Raw genomic sequence first — 20,833 nt, 5'->3', positions numbered from 1 at the left:
CGTCCGTACAGTCCCTGTCATGACGAACTCGCCGAGCACCACCCAGCAGGCACCCGGCCCCGCCAACTCCCGTGCGGGGCGCAAGGAATGGATCGCGATGGCGGTCCTCATGCTTCCGCTGCTCCTCGTCTCCATGGACGTCTCGGTCCTCTACTTCGCGGTCCCCTCGATCACCGCGGACCTGGAGCCGACCGGCACCCAGCAGCTGTGGATCTTCGACATCTACGGGTTCGTGCTCGCGGGCCTGCTGATGACGATGGGTGCGCTCGGCGACCGCATCGGGCGGCGCAGGCTGCTGCTGGTCGGCGCGACGGCGTTCGGCGCGGCGTCGGTGTGCGCCGCGTACGCGAACAGCGCGGAGATGCTGATCGCGGCCCGCGCGGTCCTGGGCATCGGCGGCGCGACCCTGATGCCGTCCACGATGGCGCTGATCCGCAACATGTTCCACGACGCGAAGCAGCGCGCGAAGGCCATCGGCATCTGGTCCGGCGTGATGACCGGCGGCGTCGCGCTCGGTTCGGTCATGAGCGGCATCCTGGTCGAGCACTTCTGGTGGGGCTCGGTGTTCCTGGTGAACCTGCCCGCGATGCTGCTGCTCCTCGTCCTCGCGCCGCTGCTCCTGCCGGAGTCGAAGGACCCGCGTCCGGGCCGGTTCGACCTGCTGAGCGTGCCGCTGTCGATGGCCGCCGTGCTGCCGCTCGTCTACGGCATCAAGGAGATCCCGTCCGAGGGCTTCGAGGTGCGCTACGTCGTCGCGGTCGTCGTCGGTCTCGCCTTCGCCGTCCTCTTCGTACGCCGCCAGCGCACCACCGAGTCCCCGCTCATCTCCCCCGCCCTGTTCCAGGGGCGCGGCTTCGGTCCCGCGGTGGCCCTCAACCTCGTCTCGGCGTTCACGATGATGGGCTCGGCCTTCTTCACCACGCAGTACCTTCAGGCGGTCCTCGGCAAGAGCGCCCTGGAGGCCGCGCTGTGGGCCCTGCTGCCGAGCGTGCTCATCGGGTTCGCGGCGCCGGTCGCCGGGCAGCTGGTGCAGCGCGGGGTGCGGCGCGGGACGGTCGTCGCCATCGGCTTCCTGGTCACCGCGGCCGGTTACGGCCTTCTGACGCTGACCGGCACCGACTCGCTCTGGCTGATCCTGGCCGCCGCGGGCGTCCTGGCCTGCGGCGCGGTGATCGTGATGTCGCAGCTGACGGACCTGGCGCTCGGCACCGTGGCCCCGGAGAAGGCGGGCTCGGCGTCCTCCCTCCTGGAGACGGGCCAGGAGTTCGGCGGGGCCCTCGGCATGGCGGTGCTCGGCTCGATCGGCACGGCGGTCTACCGCCACGACCTGGCCGGCGCCCCCGCCGAGGCCCGCGAGACCCTGGGCGGGGCGCTCGCGGTGGCACAGCACCTGCCGGGCCGGGCCGGTGACGTTCTGCTGGCGCAGGCCAGGGAGGCGTTCACCAGCGGGATGCACATGGCCGCGGTGGCGGGCATCGTGGTCCTGCTCGGGGCGGCGCTGCTGGCGCGGCGCATCTGACCCGACCCGGGCACGGGTCCGAGGGCGGCCACTCGTTGGACGGGTGGCCGCGCTTGGCGTGGGGGGCGGATGAGGCTGCGGCGGAGCCGCGCCTCAGGGGCGCGGGGAACTGCGCGACCAGCCCCCACCGAGCGGCACCCGGCGACGAAGGCAACCGCACCGAGCCGGACGCCGGTCGGAAGCGCTCACCCCGCGCCGGGGTGCCGCCCTGCCCACCCTGCCGCCCCAGGCGGCAGACCGCCCAAGGCGGGGGCGACCGGAGGCATCGTCACCACCCGGTGCGCGAACGACTCCACCACCCCCATGTCATGGCAGATGAACACGTACCCGAGCCCCAACTCCCGTTGCAGCGAGGCCAGAAGGTCAAGAACCCCCGCACGCACCGTCGGGTCGAGCCCGGACACCGGCTCGTCAAGGAGCAGCACCTCCGGCTCACCGGCCAGCGCCCGGGCGATACCGACCCGCTGACACTGCCCGCCGGACAACTCCCCGGGCCGCCGCCCACCGAGCGCCGGGTCGAGCCCCACCTGCCGCAGCAACGCGTCGACCCGCGCGGGCCCGCCCGCACCCCACCGCCCCCGGACCCGCAACGGCTCAGCGACAGCGTCCCGCACCCGCTGCCGAGGGCTGAGCGAGCCGAACGGGTCCTGGAACACGGGCTGGATCCGCGGCCGCAGCCCCCGCATCTCCCGCTCCCCGAGCCCGAGCAGCTCGCGCCCGCCGAACCGCACGGAACCGGACGCGGCGGGCCGCAGCCGCAGCACCGCCTCCACCGTCGACGACTTCCCCGACCCCGAGGGCCCGACGAGGGCCACGGTCTCCCCGCGCGCCACGTCGAAGGAGACCCCGTCGACCGCGACCAGGGGCCCCTCGCCGCGCCGTCGCCCGGGGTACTCCACCCTCAAGTCCCTTACGGACAGCACTGGTTCACCGGGCAGGCCACCGACCGGCTCGCGCGGCTCCCGCCGCACCGCCGCCACCAGTTCCTTCGTGTACGAGGACGAGGGCGCCGTCAGCACGGCCGCCGCGGGCCCCGACTCCCGCACCCGGCCCTCCCGCAGCACGGTCACCCGGTCCGCGTACCGCTCGACGAGCGGCAGGTCGTGGGTGATCAGGAGCAGCGCCACGCCGGCCGCGGCCCGCTGTTCGGCGAGCACGTCGAGGACCTGCTCCTGGACGTCCGGGTCGAGCGCGCTGGTGGGTTCGTCGGCGACGAGCAGCCGGGGCCGGTGCAGGGTGGCCATCGCGATGACGGCCCGCTGGCGCATGCCGCCGGAGAACTCGTGCGGATGCGCGCGGGCCCGCCGCGCCGCGTCCGGGATGCCCACGGCTTCGAGGGCGGCGACGGCGACGGCCTGCGCCTCCTTCTTCGACACACGCCGCACCGACCGTACGGACGCGGCGAGTTGGGCCCCGACGGAGTGCACGGGCGAGAGCACCGACAGTGCGTCCTGCGGCACGAACCCGATCTCCCGCCCCCACAGCTCGCGCATGGCGCCGCGCCCGATGTCCCGCCCGCCGAACCGCACGGAACCGCCGACCCGGGCGCCGTGCGGCAGCATCCCGAGCACGGCCCGCGCGGTCATGCTCTTCCCGGCCCCGGACTCCCCGACGAGGGCGTGCGCCTCACCGGCGGCGATGTCGAGATCGAGCCCGCGCACGGGCTCGACCCCGTCGCCGGGCAGGGTGATGGTCAACTCCCGCACGGAGAGCAGGGGTTCGACGGCGTCAGACGGCACGGGACACTCCTTCATGAACTCCCTGAACTCCGTGGACTCCGTGGACTCCGTGGACTCCCTGGACTTCCTGCCCCTCATGAACACCGGCGGCAAGGGCCGGTCGACGCCGCCCTCCTTCCCGTAGTCCGCCCAAGGACGACACCGACACCGCCACACCGGCCATCGCCGCCAGCGCCGACGCAGGCGCGAGCGCCGCCCAAGGAGCCCGTTCCAGATAACCGCGGGACTCGTCGAGGAGGAGGCCCCACTCCGGCGCCGGCGCCTGCGCGCCGAGGCCGAGGAAGCCGAGCGAGGCCAGGGCGAGGGCCGTGCCGGGCAGGCGCAGCGCAGCGTGCCGGGCCACGGGCCCGGCTACGGCGGGCAGCACATGCCGGGTCAGGATCCGGCCGCGCGTCGCACCGAGCGCCCGCTGCGCCACGAGGAACCGGGACGCCCGCACCTCGCCGACCAGCGTCGCGGCGTGCGCGGCGAGCGGCGGCCAGGCCGTGAGGGCGACGGCGAGGGCCGCTCCCCCGCCGCCGGGCCCCAGGGCACCGGCGACGAGGATGCCGACGATCACCGGCGGCAGCGCGTTCGCGACGTCGGCGAGGCCCGCCGAGAGCGCGGGCAGGAAGCCGAGCGCGAGCCCGGCGAGCGCACTCGCCGCGGTGACCGCGGCGGCCGTCCCGATCGTGGTCGCGGCTCCGTGCCCGAGCCGGGCGAGGACGTCGCGGCCGAGCCCGTCGGTGCCCAGCGGATGCGCGGTGGACGGCGCCGCGAGCCGGGCCGCGGTCTCCACGGTGTACGGGTCCCGCAGCAGACCCCATCCGACGACACCGAGCAACAGTGCGCCAAGGAGCACGGGCACGGCGAGACGCCCCCACGACGGCGCCGCCAACCTCACGTCGGGCAACTGGAGTTGGGCGTCGCGCAGCCCCGGCCCGAGCAGCAAGCGCCGCACCAGGTGCGCCACCACCCCGGCCGCAAGCCCCCACAACAACAGCGCCAGCACGCACGCCTGGAGCAGCGGCACGTCCTGCGACTTGGCCGCGCCGAGGGCGGTCCGCCCGATCCCAGGGATCGCGAACACGGTCTCGGCGGCCACGGCCCCGCCCGTCAACCCGACGGCCACGAGCCCGAGTTGAGGCACGACGGCAGGCATCGCACGCCGCAGCCCCGCCGCGGCGATCCGCCACGCGGAGACCCCCGAGGCCCGCCACAGGGCGGCCCAGCGCTCGGCGAACGCCCCGGGCAGCGCGTCCGCGACGAGCCGCCCGAGCAGTCCGCCCGCGGGGACGCCCAGGGCGAGCGCCGGCAGCACCATGTCCGCGGGGCCGCTCCACCCGGAGGTGGGCAGCCACCCGAGCCAGACGCCGAGCACCAGCAACCCCACGGTGGCCAGCAGGAATTCGGGCACGGACGCCAGCATCGCCGCCCCCGCGCCGGCACTCCCCGCCGACGTGCCCCGCGCACCCCGCACCACGGTCCGCGCGCACAGCGCGCCGGCGAGCACGGCCGCCACGGCGAGGGAGGCCCCCATCAGCGCGAGGGACACGACGAGCGCGTCCCCCACGCCGGGGCCGACCCGCGCCCCCGACACCCACGAGGTGCCGAGGTCACCGCGCACCAACCCGCCGAGCCAGGACCCGAATTGGGCGAGCGGCCCGGCATCGAGGCCGAGGTCCTCTCGTACGGCGGCCAGCGCCTCGGGCGTCGGCTCCTGTTCGGCGGATCGTGCCCGCAGCACGCTCAGCGCCGGATCCTTCCCCGACAGCCACGGCAGCAGCCCGACCGCCACGACGACGGCGACGAGGGCGAGCCCCCGCCCCGCGGCACCGGCGACAGCGGGGCCGCGCCCCCGGACTCGTATCACCACAACCTCACTTCACGTGCGTGTCGATGCCGACGAGCTCCCGCTCGCGCGGGTCCTTCAGCGATCCGACGACCCCCGGGGCGTCGCCCTGGATCACGCGCTCGTGCAGCAGGGGAACCACGGCGTCGGTGCGCAGCACGGCCGCCTCGGCGGCGACGGCCGCCCGGCGGCGCGCGTCGCCGACCGGGGTCTCGCCGGCCTTGTCGAGTGCGGTGTCGACCCGGGCGTCGGCCAGTCGGGCGAGGTTGAAGGAGCCGTCGGAGGCGAAGTCGCTGTAGAGGTAGGCGGCCGGGTCGCCGGAGTCGAGGACGGTCGCCCGCGACAGCAGGAACGCGTCGAACTTCCCGGCGAGCGCGTCGGCCTCGATGTTGGCGTACTCGCGGATCTCCAACGTCACCTCGAAACCGGCCTGTTGGAGCTGCTGTTGCAGGACGGCGGCGACCTCGGGCAGTTCGGCGCGGTCGGTGAACGTCCCGATGGTGATCCGCGCGCCGTCGGGGTCCGCGGCCGCGGCCCGCCCGGGGATGTCCTTGCGCAGCCCGTCGGCCCACGGCAGCGCGGGCCCGAGCAGCCCCTGCGCGGCGTCGGCCCGGCCCTCGTACACGCCCTTCACGATCGAGGACACGTCGATCGCCTCGCGCGCGGCGGCCCGCAGCCCGGCGGCACGGAACGGGCCCGACTCCGTATTCAGATAAAGGGTGTTGGTGCGCGGCATCGGCACCTCGGTGATCTGCCGCTCGTCGAGGAGCGAGGCCTGCGCGACGGGCACCGCCTCGACGATGTCGGCCTCGCCGCTGCGCAGCGCGGCCGCGCGGGCGGTGCCGTCGGGTATGTACGTCACGTCGATCCCGGCGGCCTTGGCGCGCCCGCCCCAGTAGCCGTCGTAGCGGTCGAGGGTCGCGGAGCTGGTGCCGCGCGCCGCGGTCAGCACGAAGGGGCCGGTCCCGGCGCCGACCGGGTTCACCGTCTTCTTGCCGTACGCGGACGCCGCGAGGACCGACAGCTGCGGCGAGGAGAGCCGCTGCGGGAGGAGCGGGTCGGCCTCGGCGGTGGTGACCTTCACGGCCCGCTCGCCGTCGGCGCGCACCGTGAGGTCGACGCCGTCCAGGATGCGCGGCTTGGGCGAGGCGCCGGCCGCGCGCCGCAGGGAGCGCACGACGTCGGCGGCGGTCAGCGGCGTCCCGTCGTGGAAGGTGACGCCGGAGCGCAGGGTGAAGGTCCAGGTCGCGCCGGACTGCCGCCAGCCGGTGGCGAGCATCGGCTGCGCGTCCCCGTCGGCGTCGAGGCGTACGAGCGTCTCGGCGGTCGACCACCGGGAGAGCTTGAAGGCGTCGTCGCTGAGCGGCGAGAGCCCGGAGCGGGGCGGCTGCATCATCGCGACGCGCAGTCGGCTGTCCCCGCCGCCCCCTTTGTCGGCGGGGACGAAGCAGCCGGTCAGGCCGGTCATGAGGGGCACCGCGAGCGCGGCGGCCAGCACGCCGCGGCGGCGCGGCGGGCGGAGGGCAGGGCGGAGCTGAGGCACGGAACGTCCAAGTAATGGGCAGGCAAAGTGACGAGGCAAGGAAACTAGCAGATGACAATCATTTTCATCAATCGGTTCCGCGGGTCGCCCGCCGGTCTCGGCCTCGGAGCGGGCGGGACACGCGTGCCAGGATGGGCGCGTGGCACAGATATCCGGAACGCCGTTCATCGGCCGGTCAGCCGAACTCGACCGGCTCACCAGCGTTCTCGCACGCGCGGCGGGCGGCGACCCGCGCGCCGTTCTCGTCGCCGGGGACGCGGGCGTCGGCAAGACCCGCATCCTGACGGAGGCCGCCGCCCACGCCGCCGCGGCCGGCACGACCGTGCTCACCGGACACTGCGTGGACCTGGGGGACGTGGGCCTGCCGTACCTGCCGTTCACGGAGATCCTCGGCGCGGCGGCGGCCGACGAGCGGCTCGCCCCGGCGTTCGCCGCCCACCCCGCGGTGGACCGGCTGCTCGGCTCGGCCCCGGGGACCGCCGCCGACCCCGGCAGCCGCCTCCAGCTCTTCGAGGGCGTCGCGGGGCTCCTCGCCGACCTCTGTGCCCTGACGCCGCTCCTCCTCGTCATCGAGGACCTGCACTGGGCCGACCAGTCGTCGCGCGACCTGCTCCGCTTCCTGCTCAGCCGCGGCTTCCTCCAGCGGCCCGCCCCCGGCGCCCCCGCCCGCCGCCTCGCGCTCCTCGCCTCGTACCGTACGGACGACCTGCACCGCCGCCATCCCCTGCGCCCGCTGCTCGCCGAGCTGATCCGGCTGCCCGTCGTCGACCGGCTCGACCTGCGCCCCATGGCGGACGCGGACATGGACCGGCTCGTGCGCGCGCTCGGCACCGGCCCCGTCGCCGACAGCACGGTCCGGCGGATCGTGGAGCGCGCGGAGGGCAACGCGTTCTACGCCGAGGAACTGCTCGCCGCGCTGCCCGGCGACACCGACCCCGACTCCCCCGGCGACATCGGCGGCCTCGGCGGCCTCGGCGGCCTCGCCGACGTGCTGCTCATCAGGATCGAGCAACTCACCGACACCGCCCAGCGGGTGCTGCGCACGGCGGCCGTCGCGGGCCGCAGCGTCGGGCACGACCTGCTGCGGGACGCCGTCCAACTCCCGCCGCAGGAACTGGAGTCGGCACTGCGCGAGGCCGTCGAGCGCCAACTGCTGCTGCCCGAGGGCGACACGACGTACGTGTTCCGGCACGCCCTCACCCGGGAGGCGGTGTACGGGGACCTGCTGCCCGGCGAGCGGGTCAGGCTGCACGGCGTCTTCGCCGCGCTCCTGCGGGGCACAGGCCACTCGGCGGCGACCGCGGCCGAGCGCGCCCACCACTCGCGCGAGAGCCACGACCTGGCCGACGCGCTGGCCGCGTCGCTCGAAGCCGCCGATCACGCGCGCAGCGTCGGCGCGCCCGCCGAGGAACTGCGTCACCTGGAGTCCGCGCTCGAACTGTGGGCGGTCACCGACCCGTCCGACCGCCCCGCCGACGGCGACCCGGTCACCGTCACGCTGCGCGCGTCGGCCGCCGCCGCCCGCGCCGGCGAACCCCACCGCGCGCTCCAGCTCACCCGCTCCGCGCTCGACCGGGTCGGCTCGGACGCCGACTCCGAGCTCGCGGCGCGGGTGCGCTACACCCTCGCGGACAACCTGATGCGGGTCGACAACCTGGAAGCCGCGTACACGTACAGCAGCGAGGCGCTCGCCCTCATCCCGGCCGAGCCGCCCTCGCCCACCTGGGTGTGGGCGGCCGCGACGTATGTCATGGCCGCCCGCTACGTGGGGCGCCACGAGGACGCCGGGCGGGTCGCCCGGCAGGCGCTCGACGTCGCCGAGCAGCTGCGACTGGCCGACGCCCAGGCCGACCTGACGATCTCGCTCGTCGGCATGGAGGAGCACAACCGGCGTACCGGCCAGGGCCGGGAGAGGCTGCTGGCCGCCCGCGATCTGGCCCGTACCGCCGGGAACATCCCGGTGGAGATGCGGGCGCTGTACAACCTCGCCGTCGGGAGCTACAAGTCCGGGGAACTCGACCCGTGTCTGGCCTGGATCGGCGAGGGCCTCGACCGCGCCCGCCGCTCCGGCCTGGCCTCCTCCCCGTACGCGCTGGAACTGCGCTACCTCCAGTCCCTCCTGCTGTACACGCTGGGCCGCTGGGACGAGTGCGTGCGGGCCGCCGCCGCCGACGCCGAACTGCTCCCGGCCGCGGGCGGATTCGCGACCGCGCCCGCGCTGTACGTCGTACTGGCGCGCGGCGAGCTGGACGCCGCGGTCGCCCAGGCCCGCGCGGTGCAGGACAGCGGTGACGCCGACTGGATGGCGATGCTCGTCACCAGCCTCGTCCTGACCGACGCGGCGGCGCAGCGCGGCGACGCCGAGGACTGTGTACGGCAGATGCGCACCTCGGTCGCCTGGCTCACGGAGTCCCTGGGCGCGGTGCCGGACGCCGTGGTCCGGTTCGCCGCGCTGGCCCTGGCGGCGGTCGCGGACGCGGCCGAGGAAGCCCGGCTGACCGGCGACGCGACGGGCGCGGAGGCCTGGGCGCGGACGGCCGCCGAACTGGTCGAGACGGCCCGCGGCCGTGTGGCCCGGGGCGAGGACGGCACCGAGCACGGGCCCGAGGGCCTGGCCTGGATGGCCCGCGTCGAGGCGGAGGCGGCGCGCGCCACCAGCGGTCCCGATGTCGCCGCCTGGGAGCGTGCGGTGAGGGCGTTCGGCTATGGCGAACCGTACGAAATGGCGCGCTGCCAAAGGCGGTTGGCCGAGGCGCTGCTCACCGCCGACCGCCGCGATGAGGCCGCCACCCAGGCCCGCGCGGCCCGCGACACCGCCGTCCGCCTCGGCGCGGTCCCGCTGCGCGACGCCGTGGACGCCCTGGTGCGCCGGGGCCGCCTGTTCGACACCGAGGCCGCCGACGGCCCCATCGCGGCGCTCACCGCCCGCGAGAGCGACGTTCTGCGACTGCTCGGCCGGGGGCGCACCAACCGGCAGATCGGCGAGGAGCTGTTCATCAGCGGCAAGACGGCGAGCGTCCACGTCTCGAACATCCTCGCCAAACTGGGCGCCGCGAGCCGCACCGAGGCGGTCGGCATCGCGTACCGCGAGGGCCTGATCGAGCCCGCGAACAAGACCACCTGACGATCGTCCCCGCCCCCGCCTCGCCCACAGCCTCGCCCCCACGCCAACGGGCCGGACCACCCGAAGGTGATCCGGCCCTCAACTGCCCACGTATCAGGCGAGGTTGACGGAACGGGCCGACGTGGCACCGATCTCCGCCGCCAGCTCGTTCAGCACGGCCTGCGGCACCGTGTCGTCGACGGTGAGCACCGCAAGGGCCTCGCCGCCGACGTCCGCACGCGCGACCTGCATCCCGGCGATGTTGATCCCGGCCTCGCCGAGCACGCGGCCGACGGTGCCGACGACGCCCGGGCGGTCCTCGTAGCGCAGCACGACCATGTGGTCGGCGAGCGCGAGGTCCACGTCGTACTCGCCGACGGCGACGATCTTCTGGAGGTGCTTCGGGCCGGCGAGCGTGCCGGAGACCGAGACCTCCTGGCCGTCGCCGAGGGTGCCGCGCACCGTCACCACGTTGCGGTGGTCGGGCGACTCGGAGGAGGTCGTCAGGCGGACCTCGACGCCGCGCTCCTGCGCGAACAGCGGGGCGTTGACGTAGGAGACCGTCTCGTCGACGACGTCCTCGAACACGCCCTTGAGCGCGGAGAGTTCGAGCACCTTCACGTCGTGCTGGGTGATCTCGCCGTACACCTCGACGTCGAGGCGGACCGCGACCTCACCGGCGAGCGCGGTGAAGATCCGGCCGAGGCGCTCCGCGAGGGGCAGGCCCGGCTTGACGTCCTCGGCGATGACGCCGCCCTGGACGTTCACCGCGTCCGGCACCAGCTCACCGGCGAGGGCGAGCCGCACCGAGCGGGCGACGGCGATACCGGCCTTCTCCTGCGCCTCGTCCGTGGAGGCGCCGAGGTGCGGGGTGCAGACGACCTGGTCGAACTGGAAGAGCGGGGAGTCCGTGCAGGGCTCCTTCGCGTACACGTCGAGGCCGGCGCCGGCGACGCGGCCCTCCTTGAGCGCCGAGTACAGCGCCTCCTCGTCGACGATGCCACCCCGCGCGGCGTTCACGATGCGCACGGTCGGCTTGACCTTGTGCAGCGCCTCGTCGCCGATGAGACCGAGGGTCTCGGGGGTCTTCGGGAGGTGGACGGTGATGAAGTCCGACACCTCGAGCAGCTCGTCGAGGGACAGGACCTTCACGCCCATCTGCGCGGCGCGCGCGGGCTGCACGTACGGGTCGTACGCGACGACCTTCATGCCGAAGGCGGACATCCGCTGCGCGACGAGGGCGCCGATGCGGCCGAGGCCCACGACGCCGAGCGTCTTCTCCGCGAGCTCGACGCCCGTGTACTTCGAGCGCTTCCACTCGCCGCCCTTGAGGGCCTGGCTGCCCTGCGGGATGTTGCGCGCGGTGGCGAGGAGCAGACCGCAGGCGAGCTCGGCGGCGGTCACGATGTTCGACGTCGGGGCGTTGACGACCATGACGCCGGCCTTGGTGGCGCTGGACACGTCGACGTTGTCGAGGCCGACGCCGGCTCGTGCGACGACCTTCAGCTTCTTGGCGGCGGCGATCGCCTCGGCGTCGACCTTGGTGGCCGAGCGGATCAGGATCGCGTCGACGTCGGCGATGGCGGGCAGCAGCTCGGCGCGGTCCGCGCCGTTGCAGTGGCGGATCTCGAAGTCCGGGCCCAGCGCGTCGACGGTCGCGGGCGACAGCTCTTCAGCGATGAGTACGACGGGTTTGCCGTTGGCAGCAGTGCTCACGTGAGTCCTCACAAGTCCCAATGCGGACGGCCGTCCCGACGGCCGCATGCGGTGGAGGTGGGTAGCCGCGTGAAAGACGCACGACGCTGTGGGCCCGACGCGAATGTGTTCAGCAGTGTAGTGGCGCGCGGGGGGCGGTCTTACGCCTCCCTGGAAGGATCACCCGTCCGTGGCTGGACGGGATGGACAACGGGCCGCGGCATCCGCCGCGGCCCGTCGCCTCGAGGCTTACGCCTCCTCGTTGTCCACCCAGCTCATGAGCTTGCGCAGCTCCTTGCCGGTGGTCTCCAGGAGGTGGTTCTCGTCCTGGGTCTTGTACTCGTTGTACTTCTTCAGGCCCGAGTGGTACTCGTCCATCCAGTTCTTGGCGAAGGTGCCGTCCTGGATCTCGGCGAGGACCTTCTTCATCTCGGCCTTGGTGGCGTCCGTGATGATCCGCGGGCCGGTGACGTAGTCGCCCCACTCGGCGGTCTCGGAGATCGACCAGCGCATCTTCTCCAGGCCGCCCTCGTACATGAGGTCGACGATGAGCTTCAGCTCGTGCAGGCACTCGAAGTACGCGATCTCCGGCTGGTAGCCGGCCTCGGTCAGCGTCTCGAAACCGGCCTTCACCAGGGCGGCGGTGCCACCGCAGAGAACGGCCTGCTCGCCGAAGAGGTCGGTCTCGGTCTCCTCGGTGAAGGTCGTCTTGATGACGCCGGCGCGGGTGCCGCCGATGCCCTTCGCGTACGACAGGGCCAGCTCGAAGGCCTTGCCCGTGGCGTCCTGCTCGACGGCCGCGATGCACGGAACGCCGCGGCCCTCCTCGTACTGGCGGCGCACCAGGTGACCCGGGCCCTTGGGGGCGACCATGCAGACGTCCACGCCGGCCGGGGGCTTGATGAAGTCGTAGCGGATGTTGAGGCCGTGACCGAAGAACAGCGCGTCGCCGTCCTTCAGGTTGTCCTTGATGGACTCCTCGTAGACCTTGGCCTGGATCGGGTCCGGGACCAGGATCATGATGACGTCGGCCTCGGCCGCGGCCTCCGACGGGGTGACCACGCGCAGGCCCTGCTCCTCGGCCTTCGCCTTGGACTTGGAGCCCTCGTGCAGACCGACGCGCACGTCGACGCCCGAGTCACGCAGGGACAGCGCGTGCGCGTGACCCTGGGAGCCGTATCCGATCACCGCGACCTTGCGGTTCTGGATGATGGACAGGTCAGCGTCGTCGTCGTAGAACAGCTCGGCCACTGGGGTTCTCCTATGTGTGCTGGTGTTGCGTCCCACCGTACGGCGGGGTGCGGAAGGAAAGTTTTCAGGTCTCGGTATGCGAGAGGGCGCGAAGGGGCTTACGCGCTGCGGTCGAGGGCGCGCAGGCTCCGGTCCGTGATGGAGCGCGAGCCGCGGCCGATCGCGATGGTGCCGGACTGGACGAGTTCCTTGATGCCGAAGGGTTCCAGCATCTTGAGCATCGCCTCCAGCTTGTCGCTCGATCCGGTGGCCTCGATGGTGACGGCCTCGGGCGAGACGTCGACCGTCTTCGCGCGGAACAGCTGGACGATCTCGACGATCTGCGAGCGCGTCTCGTTGTCGGCGCGGACCTTGGCGAGGACGAGCTCGCGCTGGACGGCGGCGCCCGGCTCGAGTTCGACGATCTTCAGGACGTTGACCAGCTTGTTGAGCTGCTTGGTGACCTGTTCGAGCGGGAGGTCCTCGACGTTCACGACGATGGTGATGCGCGAGATGTCGGGGTGCTCGGTGATGCCGACGGCGAGCGAGTCGATGTTGAAGCCGCGGCGCGAGAACAGGGCGGTGATCCGGGCGAGGACACCGGGCTTGTTCTCGACGAGGACGGAGAGCGTGTGCTTGGTGGACATGGTGCGTGTTCCCTCTTCCTGACAGCTCTCAGTCGTCTTCGTTGTCGCCGAAGTCGGGGCGGACGCCGCGCGCGGCCATGACCTCGTCGTTCGAGGTGCCGGCGGCGACCATCGGCCAGACCATGGCGTCCTCGTGGACGATGAAGTCGACCACGACCGGGCGGTCGTTGATCGAGTTCGCCTCCTCGATGCACTTGTCGAGGTCCTCGGGGCGCTCACAGCGGATGGCGTAGCAGCCCATGGCCTCGGACAGCTTCACGAAGTCCGGGACCCGCGTGCCCTTGTTGGGCGGGGTCTCGCCGTCGGGGCCCGCGTGCAGCACGGTGTTCGAGTAGCGCTGGTTGTAGAACAGCGTCTGCCACTGGCGGACCATCCCGAGGGCGCCGTTGTTGATGACGGCGACCTTGATCGGGATGTTGTTCAGGGCGCAGGTGGTCAGCTCCTGATTGGTCATCTGGAAGCAGCCGTCGCCGTCGATCGCCCAGACCGTGCGGTCCGCGGCCCCGGCCTTGGCGCCCATCGCGGCGGGCACCGCGTAGCCCATGGTGCCGGCGCCGCCGGAGTTGAGCCACGTGGCCGGCTTCTCGTACTGGATGTAGTGCGCGGCCCACATCTGGTGCTGGCCGACGCCCGCGGCGAAGATCGTGTCCTCGGGGGCGAGTTGGCCGATGCGCTCGATGACCTGCTGCGGGGACAGGGACCCGTCCTCGGGGTGGTCGTAGCCGAGCGGGTAGGTGTCGCGCCAGCGGTTGAGGTCCTTCCACCAGGCGCTGTAGTCGCCCTCGTGGCCCTCGCTGTGCTCCTTCTGGACGGCCTGGATCAGGTCGGCGATGACCTCGCGGGCGTCACCGACGATCGGCACGTCGGCGGCGCGGTTCTTGCCGATCTCGGCCGGGTCGATGTCCGCGTGCACGATCTTGGCGAACGGCGCGAAGCTGTCCAGGTTGCCGGTGACCCGGTCGTCGAAGCGGGCGCCGAGGGCGACGATCAGGTCGGCCTTCTGCAACGCGGTGACGGCGGTGACCGCACCGTGCATGCCGGGCATCCCCACGTGCAGCGGGTGGCTGTCGGGGAACGAGCCGAGCGCCATCAGCGTGGTGGTGACGGGCGCGCCGGTCAGCTCGGCCAGGACCTTCAACTCCGCGGTGGCGCGCGCCTTCATGACGCCGCCGCCCACGTAGAGGACGGGCCGCTTCGCACTCGTGATCAGCTTCGCGGCCTCGCGGATCTGCTTGGCGTGCGGCTTGGTCACCGGGCGGTAGCCGGGCAGGTCCTGCTGCGGCGGCCAGGTGAACGTCGTCTGCGCCTGGAGGATGTCCTTCGGGATGTCCACGAGGACCGGGCCCGGACGCCCTGTCGAGGCGATGTGGAACGCCTGGGCGATCGCCTGCGGGATCTCCTCGGCCTTGGTCACCAGGAAGCTGTGCTTGGTGATCGGCATCGTGATGCCGACGATGTCCGCCTCCTGGAAGGCGTCCGTACCGATCGACTTGGAGACGACCTGCCCGGTGATCGCGACGAGCGGGACCGAGTCCATCATCGCGTCGGCGATCGGCGTCACCAGGTTGGTGGCGCCGGGACCGCTGGTCGCCATGCAGACACCGACCTTGCCGGTGGCCTGCGCGTAACCGGTGGCCGCGTGGCCCGCGCCCTGCTCGTGGCGGACCAGCACGTGGCGCACCCGGCTCGAGTCCATCATCGGGTCGTACGCGGGAAGGATCGTGCCGCCGGGGATGCCGAATACGGTGTCGACCCCGACCTCCTCAAGCGAGCGAATGAGGGACTTCGCACCCGTGACGTGCTCGACGGGGGCGGACTGCTGTCCTCCGGAACGGGGCCGCGGCTGCGGATGGTGGGCCCCGGTGGCCTGCTCGGTCATCGGCATTCTCTTCTCGATGCTGAGGGTTTTTGCGAGGGTTGTGCAGGGTTCTTACGCGGTGTGCTGTGGGTCGCGTCCTGTACCGGTGCAACAAAAAACCCCTCGTGCCGTGAGGCAAGCGAGGGGAGCGCGCCGGGTGCGGTCGCCGGGTGTTCCGGTTGTCCCAACCGGTGGTCCCAGCTTCAGCCGACGCGCTTTCCAAGTACGAGAATTCGGGTGCGCATGGCATTGACCCTCCCCCCGGCACGCAGTCGGTGTCAAGTGGGTGGGACGGGAGTCTCATTATGTGAGCGCAGGGCGGGTGCACCCGCGAACACCGGCTCGGCCGGACCGTGGGGCACGGGGTACTCCCCCGAGGCCAGCGCGCGCCGCAGCCGGTACTCGTCGAGCGGCCCGGAGAACGCCATCCCCTGCCCGTGCGTGCACCCCATCGACCGGAGCGCGACCACCTGCTCGGGCAGGTCCACGCCGTCGGCCACGGAGGTGAGCCCGAGGTCCCCGGCGATCCTGAGCAGCCCGCTGGTGATCTTGTGCAGGCGTGCGGACTCGACGACGCCCTCGACGAGCGAGCGGTCCAGTTTCAGTACGTCGACGGGGAGGCGGCGCAGGGCGGTGATGGCCGCATAGCCGCTGCCGAACCCGTCCAGGGCGATCCGGACACCGAGGCGGCGCAGCGCCGTCAGACGCCGCTCCAGCTCGTCCAGCGGCACCCGGGGGTCGCTGTCGGCCAGCTCGATGATCAGCGCGCCGGACGGCAGCCCGTGCCGCGTCAGGAGGGCCTCGATGGAGCCGAGCGGCATCGCGCGGTCCAGGAGTCTGCGGGCGCTGATCCGTACGGCGACCGGCGTCGCGTGTCCGCTGTGCCCGCGCTCGGCGGCCTGCTCCACGGCCTCCTCCAGCATCCAGCGCCCGAGCTCCGCGGTGCGCTCGCTGTCGTCGGCCACGCGCAGGAACTCGGCGGGCGTGAAGAGGATGCCCTGCGCCGAGCGCCAGCGGGCCTGCGCGGCGACCGCCGTGATCCGGCCGTCGTCGAGGGAGACGACCGGCTGGTGCAGCAGCGCGAACTCCCCGTCGTGCAGCGCGGAGCGCAGCCGGGTCGCCAGCTCCGCCTTCCGTACGACGTCGGCCTGCATCTGCGGCGCGTACAGCTCGACGCGGCCCTTGCCGGCGGCCTTGGCGCGGTACATCGCCAGGTCCGCGTTGCGCAGCAGTTCGCCCGCGCTGACGTCGGGCTCGGCGAAGGCGACGCCGATGGAGGCGGCGACGCGTACGTCCTCGTGCCCGTCGATGGTGTAGGGCTGGGAGAGGGTGATTCTCAGCCGGTCGGCCAGTTCGTAGATGTGCTGCTCCCGGGCGGACTGGTCCCGGCCGCCGTCTCCGACGATCAGTGCCGCGAACTCGTCTCCGCCCAGACGGGCCGCGGTGTCCGAGGACCGTACGGAGTCGGCCAGCCTTCTTGCCGCCTGCACGAGCAGTTCGTCGCCCGCCTGGTGGCCGATCGTGTCGTTGACCTGCTTGAAGCCGTCGAGGTCGATGAAGAGCACGGCGGTGCCCCGGTCGGTGGCCCGTCGTCCGGTCAGGGCCTGGCCGACCCGCTTGGTGAACAGCGCCCGGTTGGGCAGATCGGTGAGCGGGTCGTGCTCGGCGTTGTGCTGCAACTGGGCCTGGAGGCGCACCCGTTCGGTGACGTCTCTGCTGTTGAGGATCAGGCCGCCGTGGTGGCGGTTGATCGTGGACTCCACGTTCAGCCAGGCCCCGGTGCCGGACCGGAAGCGACATTCGATACGGGTGGTGGGCTCCTCGATCTGGCTCGCCGCGAGGAACCTGCGCACCTCGTGCACCACCCGCCCGAGGTCCTCGGGGTGGATGATCGAGGCGAGTTCGGACCCGACGAGTTCGTCCGCGTCGCGTCCGTAGACCCCGGCGGCGGCCGGGCTGACATATCTCAGGATCCCGTTCGGAGCGGCGATCATGATGACGTCGCTGGAGCCCTGGACCAGGGACCTGAAGTGGTTCTCCTTCTGGGCCAGCTCCTGGGTGAGCGTGATGTTGTCGAGGAGCATGATGCCCTGGCGCACCACGAGGGCCAGGACGACGGTGCAGGCCGTGAAGAGCACGACCCGGTCGACACTGTGCCCGTTCAGGACGTTGTAGAGGATGCCCAGGGTGCAGACCGCCGCCGCCAGATAGGGCGTGAGCGCGGCGAGCGAGCCGGAGATCGGGCGGGTGTGGCTGACCTGGTAGCGGCCGACGGGCAGCGGGCCCTGGTCGTAGGGGCGCGCGCCGCGCCGGGCGCCCACCCAGGGCGCGTACGCGAGGAGCAGCGATCCGGCGAACCAGCCCGCGTCGAGGATCTCGCCCGAGTGGTAACTGGCGTGCAGCAGGGGCGAGGTGAACAGGGCGTCGCACATCACGGTGAGGGCGAGCGCGCCGATCGCCGTGTTCACCGCCGTGCGGTTGCCGGGCGAGCGCCGGAAGTGCAGCGCGAGGACCATGCTGACGAGGGCGATGTCGAGCAGCGGGTACGCGAGCGAGAGCGCGGTGCGGGTGACGCTCTGCCCCTCGAACTCGGCGGTGTGCGCGAGGGCGAGGCTCCAGGAGAGCGTGATCAGGGAGCCGGCGATCAGCCACGCGTCGAGCGCGAGGCAGATCCAGCCGGCCTTCGTCACCGGCCGCTTGGCGAGCACGAGGAGGCCGATGATCGCGGGCGGCGCGAAGCAGAGGAAGAACAGGTCGGCGAGGCTCGGGCTCGGGACGGCGACGCGCAGGACGACCTCGTACCAGCCCCACACCCCGTTACCGAGCGCCGCCATGAGGGAGGAGAGCGCGAAGAGGAGCCAGGCGGGTCGAAAACGGCTGCGGCTGCTGCGCGCGTACACGAAGTTGGAGACGGCGGCGGTGGCGGCGGCGATGCTCAGGCCGAAGTCGCCCATGAACAGCGCGACCTGCTCGCTTCCCCAGCCGAGCACGGACCCCGTGGCGTACCCACCGCACAGCAGGACGAGCACCATCTGCGGGCCCAGGCCGCCGCGCTCGGGGCTGCGGGCGGGGACCGTCCCGCCGTGGCGCATCACCCGCAACGCGGCGCCCGGGGCGGTGGTCGGCGTCGGTTGGGTGGTCACCGGGCCGCCTCGGTCCGTCGGGCCGCCCCCGTGTCCTGCTTGCCCTGCCCGGTGTGCTGATGCCTCCTGCGGCCGGCGCGGGCGCCGCTCCGGTGCGCATGACTCCTGCGGCAGCCGGGACTTCGCCCGTGCAGCGGTGAGCGGGTCGCCGTACAAGACGGCCGTCGGCGGCCCCGCCGCGTCGGATCGTTCACCCATAGGCCGTGCATCGCCCGTCGCCCCCCTCGCAGTCCGTCACTCATCCCCGGCGCCGCATATCGAGCGGCGCTGCCCCAGTCGGGACGATACACCAGTCTCGTCACTCAGGGACATAGTTCCTCTACTCTCCGTGACGACCAGCGGCGATGCAGGCACTGGGTGCACTCGGGCGGGAGCGGAGCGTGCGCACCCAACGGCGGGCGGCCGCACGGGAATTGCCCGTGGGGCCGAAGTGACGTCGGTCAGCCGGTGGTGAGCACGACGTTGTCGAGCGGCTGCCCGGCCGCGAACCGGGTGAGCTGGGCGGCGAGCAGACGCTTGGCCCGCGGCATGAAGGCGGATGTGGGGCCGCCCACGTGCGGGCTGATGAGTACCCCACGAGCCTGCCACAACGGGTGCTCCTGGGGCAGGGGTTCAGGATCGGTGACGTCGAGGGCGGCGGTGATGCGGCCGCTGTCGAGCTCGGCGAGCAGGGCCTTGGTGTCGACGACGGGGCCGCGGCCGACGTTCACGAGCAGCGCGCCGTCCTTCATGCCCGCGAGGAACTCGGCGTCCGCGAGGCCCCGGGTGTCCTCGGTGAGCGGGGTGACGAGGACGACGACGTCGGCCTCGGGCAGCAGCCGCGGCAGATCGGCGAGCGGGTGCACCGGGCCGCGCTCCGTCGTGCGTGCGGAGCGCGCGACGCGCGCCACCCGCGCGACCTCGAAGGGCACGAGCCGGTCCTCGATGGCCGAGCCGATGGCACCGTAGCCGACGATGAGCACGTTCTTGTCGGCGAGCGCGGGCCGGAATCCGGAGCGCCACTCGCCGCGGTCCTGGCCGCGGACGAAGTCGGGGATGCCGCGCAGCGAGGCGAGGATCAGGGTGAGGGCGAGCTCGGCGGTGCTGGCGTCGTGGACCCCGCGGGCGTTGCACAACTGCACGCCGGGGGCGAGGTACTTGAGCCCGTCCTGTACGTGGTCGACCCCGGCCGAGAGCGTCTGCACGGCGCGGACGGACGTCATCCGCTCCATCGGGCGCACGCCGACGCCCGGCGGCTTCATGTAGGGGACGACGTAGTACGCGCAGTCGGCCGGGTCCGCCGGAAAGTCCGGCTCACCGTTCCAGAAACGGTAGTTGAGCCCGTCGGGCAGGCCCGGGATCTCGTCGGCGCGGAAGGGCAGCCACACATCACCAGTCATGGTCAGGAGGCTATGTCAGAGCCGTCGGGACGCAGAGGTTAGGTTGTAGGCCCCAGACAAGTGGGGCCAGGGAGGGTCACGGGCACGTGGAGCCAGGAGGTATGCGCAGGGCGATCGGCGCCGCGGCGCTCGAGGTGGGGGCTGTCGGGCTCGGATGCATGCCGATGAGCTGGGCGTACACCGGATCGAGACAGCGCGGCGAGGAGTCCCTGCGGACCGTGCACGCCGCACTGGACCGGGGCTGCTCGCTCCTGGACACCGCGGACATGTACGGGCCCTTCACCAATGAGCTGCTGCTCGGCCGGGTCCTGAAGGAGCGGCGGGCGGACGCGTTCGTGTCGACCAAGGTGGGGCTGCTCGTCGGCGAGCAGCACATCGTCGCCAACGGCCGCCCCGGGTATGTGAAGCGGGCCTGCGACGCGTCGCTGCGACGGCTTCAGACGGACGTCATCGACCTGTACCAGCTGCACCGCGCCGACCCCGAGGTGCCCGTGGAGGAGACCTGGGGCGCGATGGCGGAGCTGGTGAGCGCGGGCAAGGTGCGCTCCCTCGGACTGTGCGCGGTGGGCGCGCGGGCCGCCCGGCGCGGGGAGCGGTCCGCGCTGCATGCCGGAACGATCCGCCAGTTGGAGCGCATCCAGCAGGTGTTCCCGGTGAGTTCGGTGATGGCGGAGCTGTCCGTGTGGTCGCCCGAGCCGCTGGCCGAGCTGCTGCCCTGGTGCGAGGCGCGGGGCGTCGGGTTCCTGGCGGCGATGCCGCTGGGCAACGGCTTCCTGACCGGGACGCTGACGCCGGGCGGGGGCTTCGAGCGGGACGACGTGCGCGCCCGGCACCCGCGGTTCACCGCGGAGATGATGGCCGCGAACCAGCCGCTCGTGGTGGGCCTGCGCCGGGTCGCGGCCCGGCACGGCGAGGACGTGACCCCGGCGCAGGTGGCGCTCGCCTGGGTCCTCTCGCGCGGGCGCGGCGTGGTGCCGGTGCCCGGCGCCAAGCACGAGCGGTGGGCGCGGGAGAACGCGGCGGCGGCCGAACTCCGGCTCACCGACGAGGACTTGGCGGAGATCGCGGCGCTGCCGCCGGCCCAGGGGTCCTGGGACTGACGGCGCCCGTGAGGCACAGTAGAAGACCGCGCAGGAGTAAGACGGC

12 protein-coding genes are annotated in these 20,833 nt (G+C 72.8%); 3 read left to right on the top strand and 9 right to left on the bottom strand.

The annotated features are described in order from the left end of the window. Positions 1-19: 19 nt before the first annotated feature. Positions 20-1,519: an MFS transporter gene (locus tag AB0L37_RS28180; RefSeq protein ID WP_365511192.1), complete on the top strand. Its 1,500-nt coding sequence runs from the start codon at positions 20-22 to the stop codon at positions 1,517-1,519. 185 nt (positions 1,520-1,704) lie between these two features. On the opposite strand, the gene AB0L37_RS28175 is transcribed toward AB0L37_RS28180, so the two are convergent. The 3 genes from AB0L37_RS28175 to AB0L37_RS28165 are packed head-to-tail and all read right to left on the bottom strand — an operon-like array spanning position 1,705 to position 6,557. Continuing rightward, entirely contained in the window at positions 1,705-3,258 is a 1,554-nt protein-coding gene (locus AB0L37_RS28175) for an ABC transporter ATP-binding protein (RefSeq protein WP_365511190.1), read from the bottom strand. Next, positions 3,248-5,110: an ABC transporter permease subunit gene (locus AB0L37_RS28170; protein WP_365511274.1), complete on the bottom strand. Its 1,863-nt coding sequence runs from the start codon at positions 5,108-5,110 to the stop codon at positions 3,248-3,250. The genes AB0L37_RS28175 and AB0L37_RS28170 overlap by 11 nt, the downstream gene beginning before the upstream one ends. Before the next feature lie 7 nt (positions 5,111-5,117). Beyond that, positions 5,118-6,557 carry an ABC transporter substrate-binding protein gene (locus tag AB0L37_RS28165; protein ID WP_365511271.1) on the bottom strand — a complete coding sequence of 480 codons (1,440 nt, stop codon included), beginning with the start codon at positions 6,555-6,557 and terminating at the stop codon, positions 5,118-5,120. Between the two features lie 214 nt (positions 6,558-6,771). Here AB0L37_RS28165 and AB0L37_RS28160 point away from each other — a divergent pair, with 214 nt between their 5' ends. Beyond that, positions 6,772-9,756 carry an AAA family ATPase gene (locus AB0L37_RS28160; RefSeq protein ID WP_365511187.1) on the top strand — a complete coding sequence of 995 codons (2,985 nt, stop codon included), beginning with the start codon at positions 6,772-6,774 and terminating at the stop codon, positions 9,754-9,756. Between the two features lie 93 nt (positions 9,757-9,849). Here the strand turns inward: AB0L37_RS28160 and serA are convergent, their stop codons facing one another. From serA to AB0L37_RS28130, 6 genes are all read right to left on the bottom strand, one after another. Next, entirely contained in the window at positions 9,850-11,451 is a 1,602-nt protein-coding gene (serA, locus tag AB0L37_RS28155) for a phosphoglycerate dehydrogenase (RefSeq protein WP_365511184.1), read from the bottom strand. Positions 11,452-11,679: 228 nt separating this feature from the next. Beyond that, entirely contained in the window at positions 11,680-12,681 is a 1,002-nt protein-coding gene (gene ilvC, locus AB0L37_RS28150) for a ketol-acid reductoisomerase (protein WP_365511181.1), read from the bottom strand. A 98-nt stretch (positions 12,682-12,779) separates the two neighbouring features. Then, positions 12,780-13,307, bottom strand: coding sequence for an acetolactate synthase small subunit (gene ilvN / locus AB0L37_RS28145; protein ID WP_365511178.1), 528 nt, complete (start codon positions 13,305-13,307; stop codon positions 12,780-12,782). A 28-nt stretch (positions 13,308-13,335) separates the two neighbouring features. Beyond that, entirely contained in the window at positions 13,336-15,186 is a 1,851-nt protein-coding gene (locus AB0L37_RS28140) for an acetolactate synthase large subunit (protein WP_365511175.1), read from the bottom strand. A gap of 257 nt (positions 15,187-15,443) precedes the next feature. Beyond that, positions 15,444-18,257, bottom strand: coding sequence for an EAL domain-containing protein (locus AB0L37_RS28135; protein ID WP_365511270.1), 2,814 nt, complete (start codon positions 18,255-18,257; stop codon positions 15,444-15,446). 491 nt (positions 18,258-18,748) lie between these two features. Further along, positions 18,749-19,687 (bottom strand): 2-hydroxyacid dehydrogenase, encoded by a 939-nt coding sequence (locus tag AB0L37_RS28130; RefSeq protein ID WP_365511172.1) that lies wholly within the window; start codon positions 19,685-19,687, stop codon positions 18,749-18,751. Between the two features lie 101 nt (positions 19,688-19,788). On the opposite strand from AB0L37_RS28130, the gene AB0L37_RS28125 reads away from it, so the two are divergent. Further along, positions 19,789-20,787: an aldo/keto reductase gene (locus AB0L37_RS28125; RefSeq protein WP_365511170.1), complete on the top strand. Its 999-nt coding sequence runs from the start codon at positions 19,789-19,791 to the stop codon at positions 20,785-20,787. Positions 20,788-20,833: the final 46 nt, after the last annotated feature.

Origin of the sequence: Streptomyces sp. NPDC052225 (assembly GCF_040679615.1) — a bacterium.
Lineage (GTDB): Bacteria > Actinomycetota > Actinomycetes > Streptomycetales > Streptomycetaceae > Streptomyces.
The sequence above is the reverse complement of the archived record's forward strand: the minus strand, read 5'-3'. Positions and strand labels throughout refer to the sequence as shown.

Bases quoted from the DNA above. Each gene is read 5' to 3' on its own strand.
- AB0L37_RS28180 (WP_365511192.1), top strand. From the start codon at position 20: ATGACGAACTCGCCGAGCACCACCCAGCAGGCACCCGGCCCCGCCAAC.
- AB0L37_RS28125 (WP_365511170.1), top strand. From the start codon at position 19,789: ATGCGCAGGGCGATCGGCGCCGCGGCGCTCGAGGTGGGGGCTGTCGGG.
- AB0L37_RS28140 (WP_365511175.1), bottom strand. From the start codon at position 15,186: ATGACCGAGCAGGCCACCGGGGCCCACCATCCGCAGCCGCGGCCCCGT.
- ilvN (WP_365511178.1), bottom strand. From the start codon at position 13,307: ATGTCCACCAAGCACACGCTCTCCGTCCTCGTCGAGAACAAGCCCGGT.
- AB0L37_RS28165 (WP_365511271.1), bottom strand. From the start codon at position 6,557: ATGACCGGCCTGACCGGCTGCTTCGTCCCCGCCGACAAAGGGGGCGGC.
- AB0L37_RS28130 (WP_365511172.1), bottom strand. From the start codon at position 19,687: ATGACTGGTGATGTGTGGCTGCCCTTCCGCGCCGACGAGATCCCGGGC.
- AB0L37_RS28135 (WP_365511270.1), bottom strand. From the start codon at position 18,257: ATGCGCCACGGCGGGACGGTCCCCGCCCGCAGCCCCGAGCGCGGCGGC.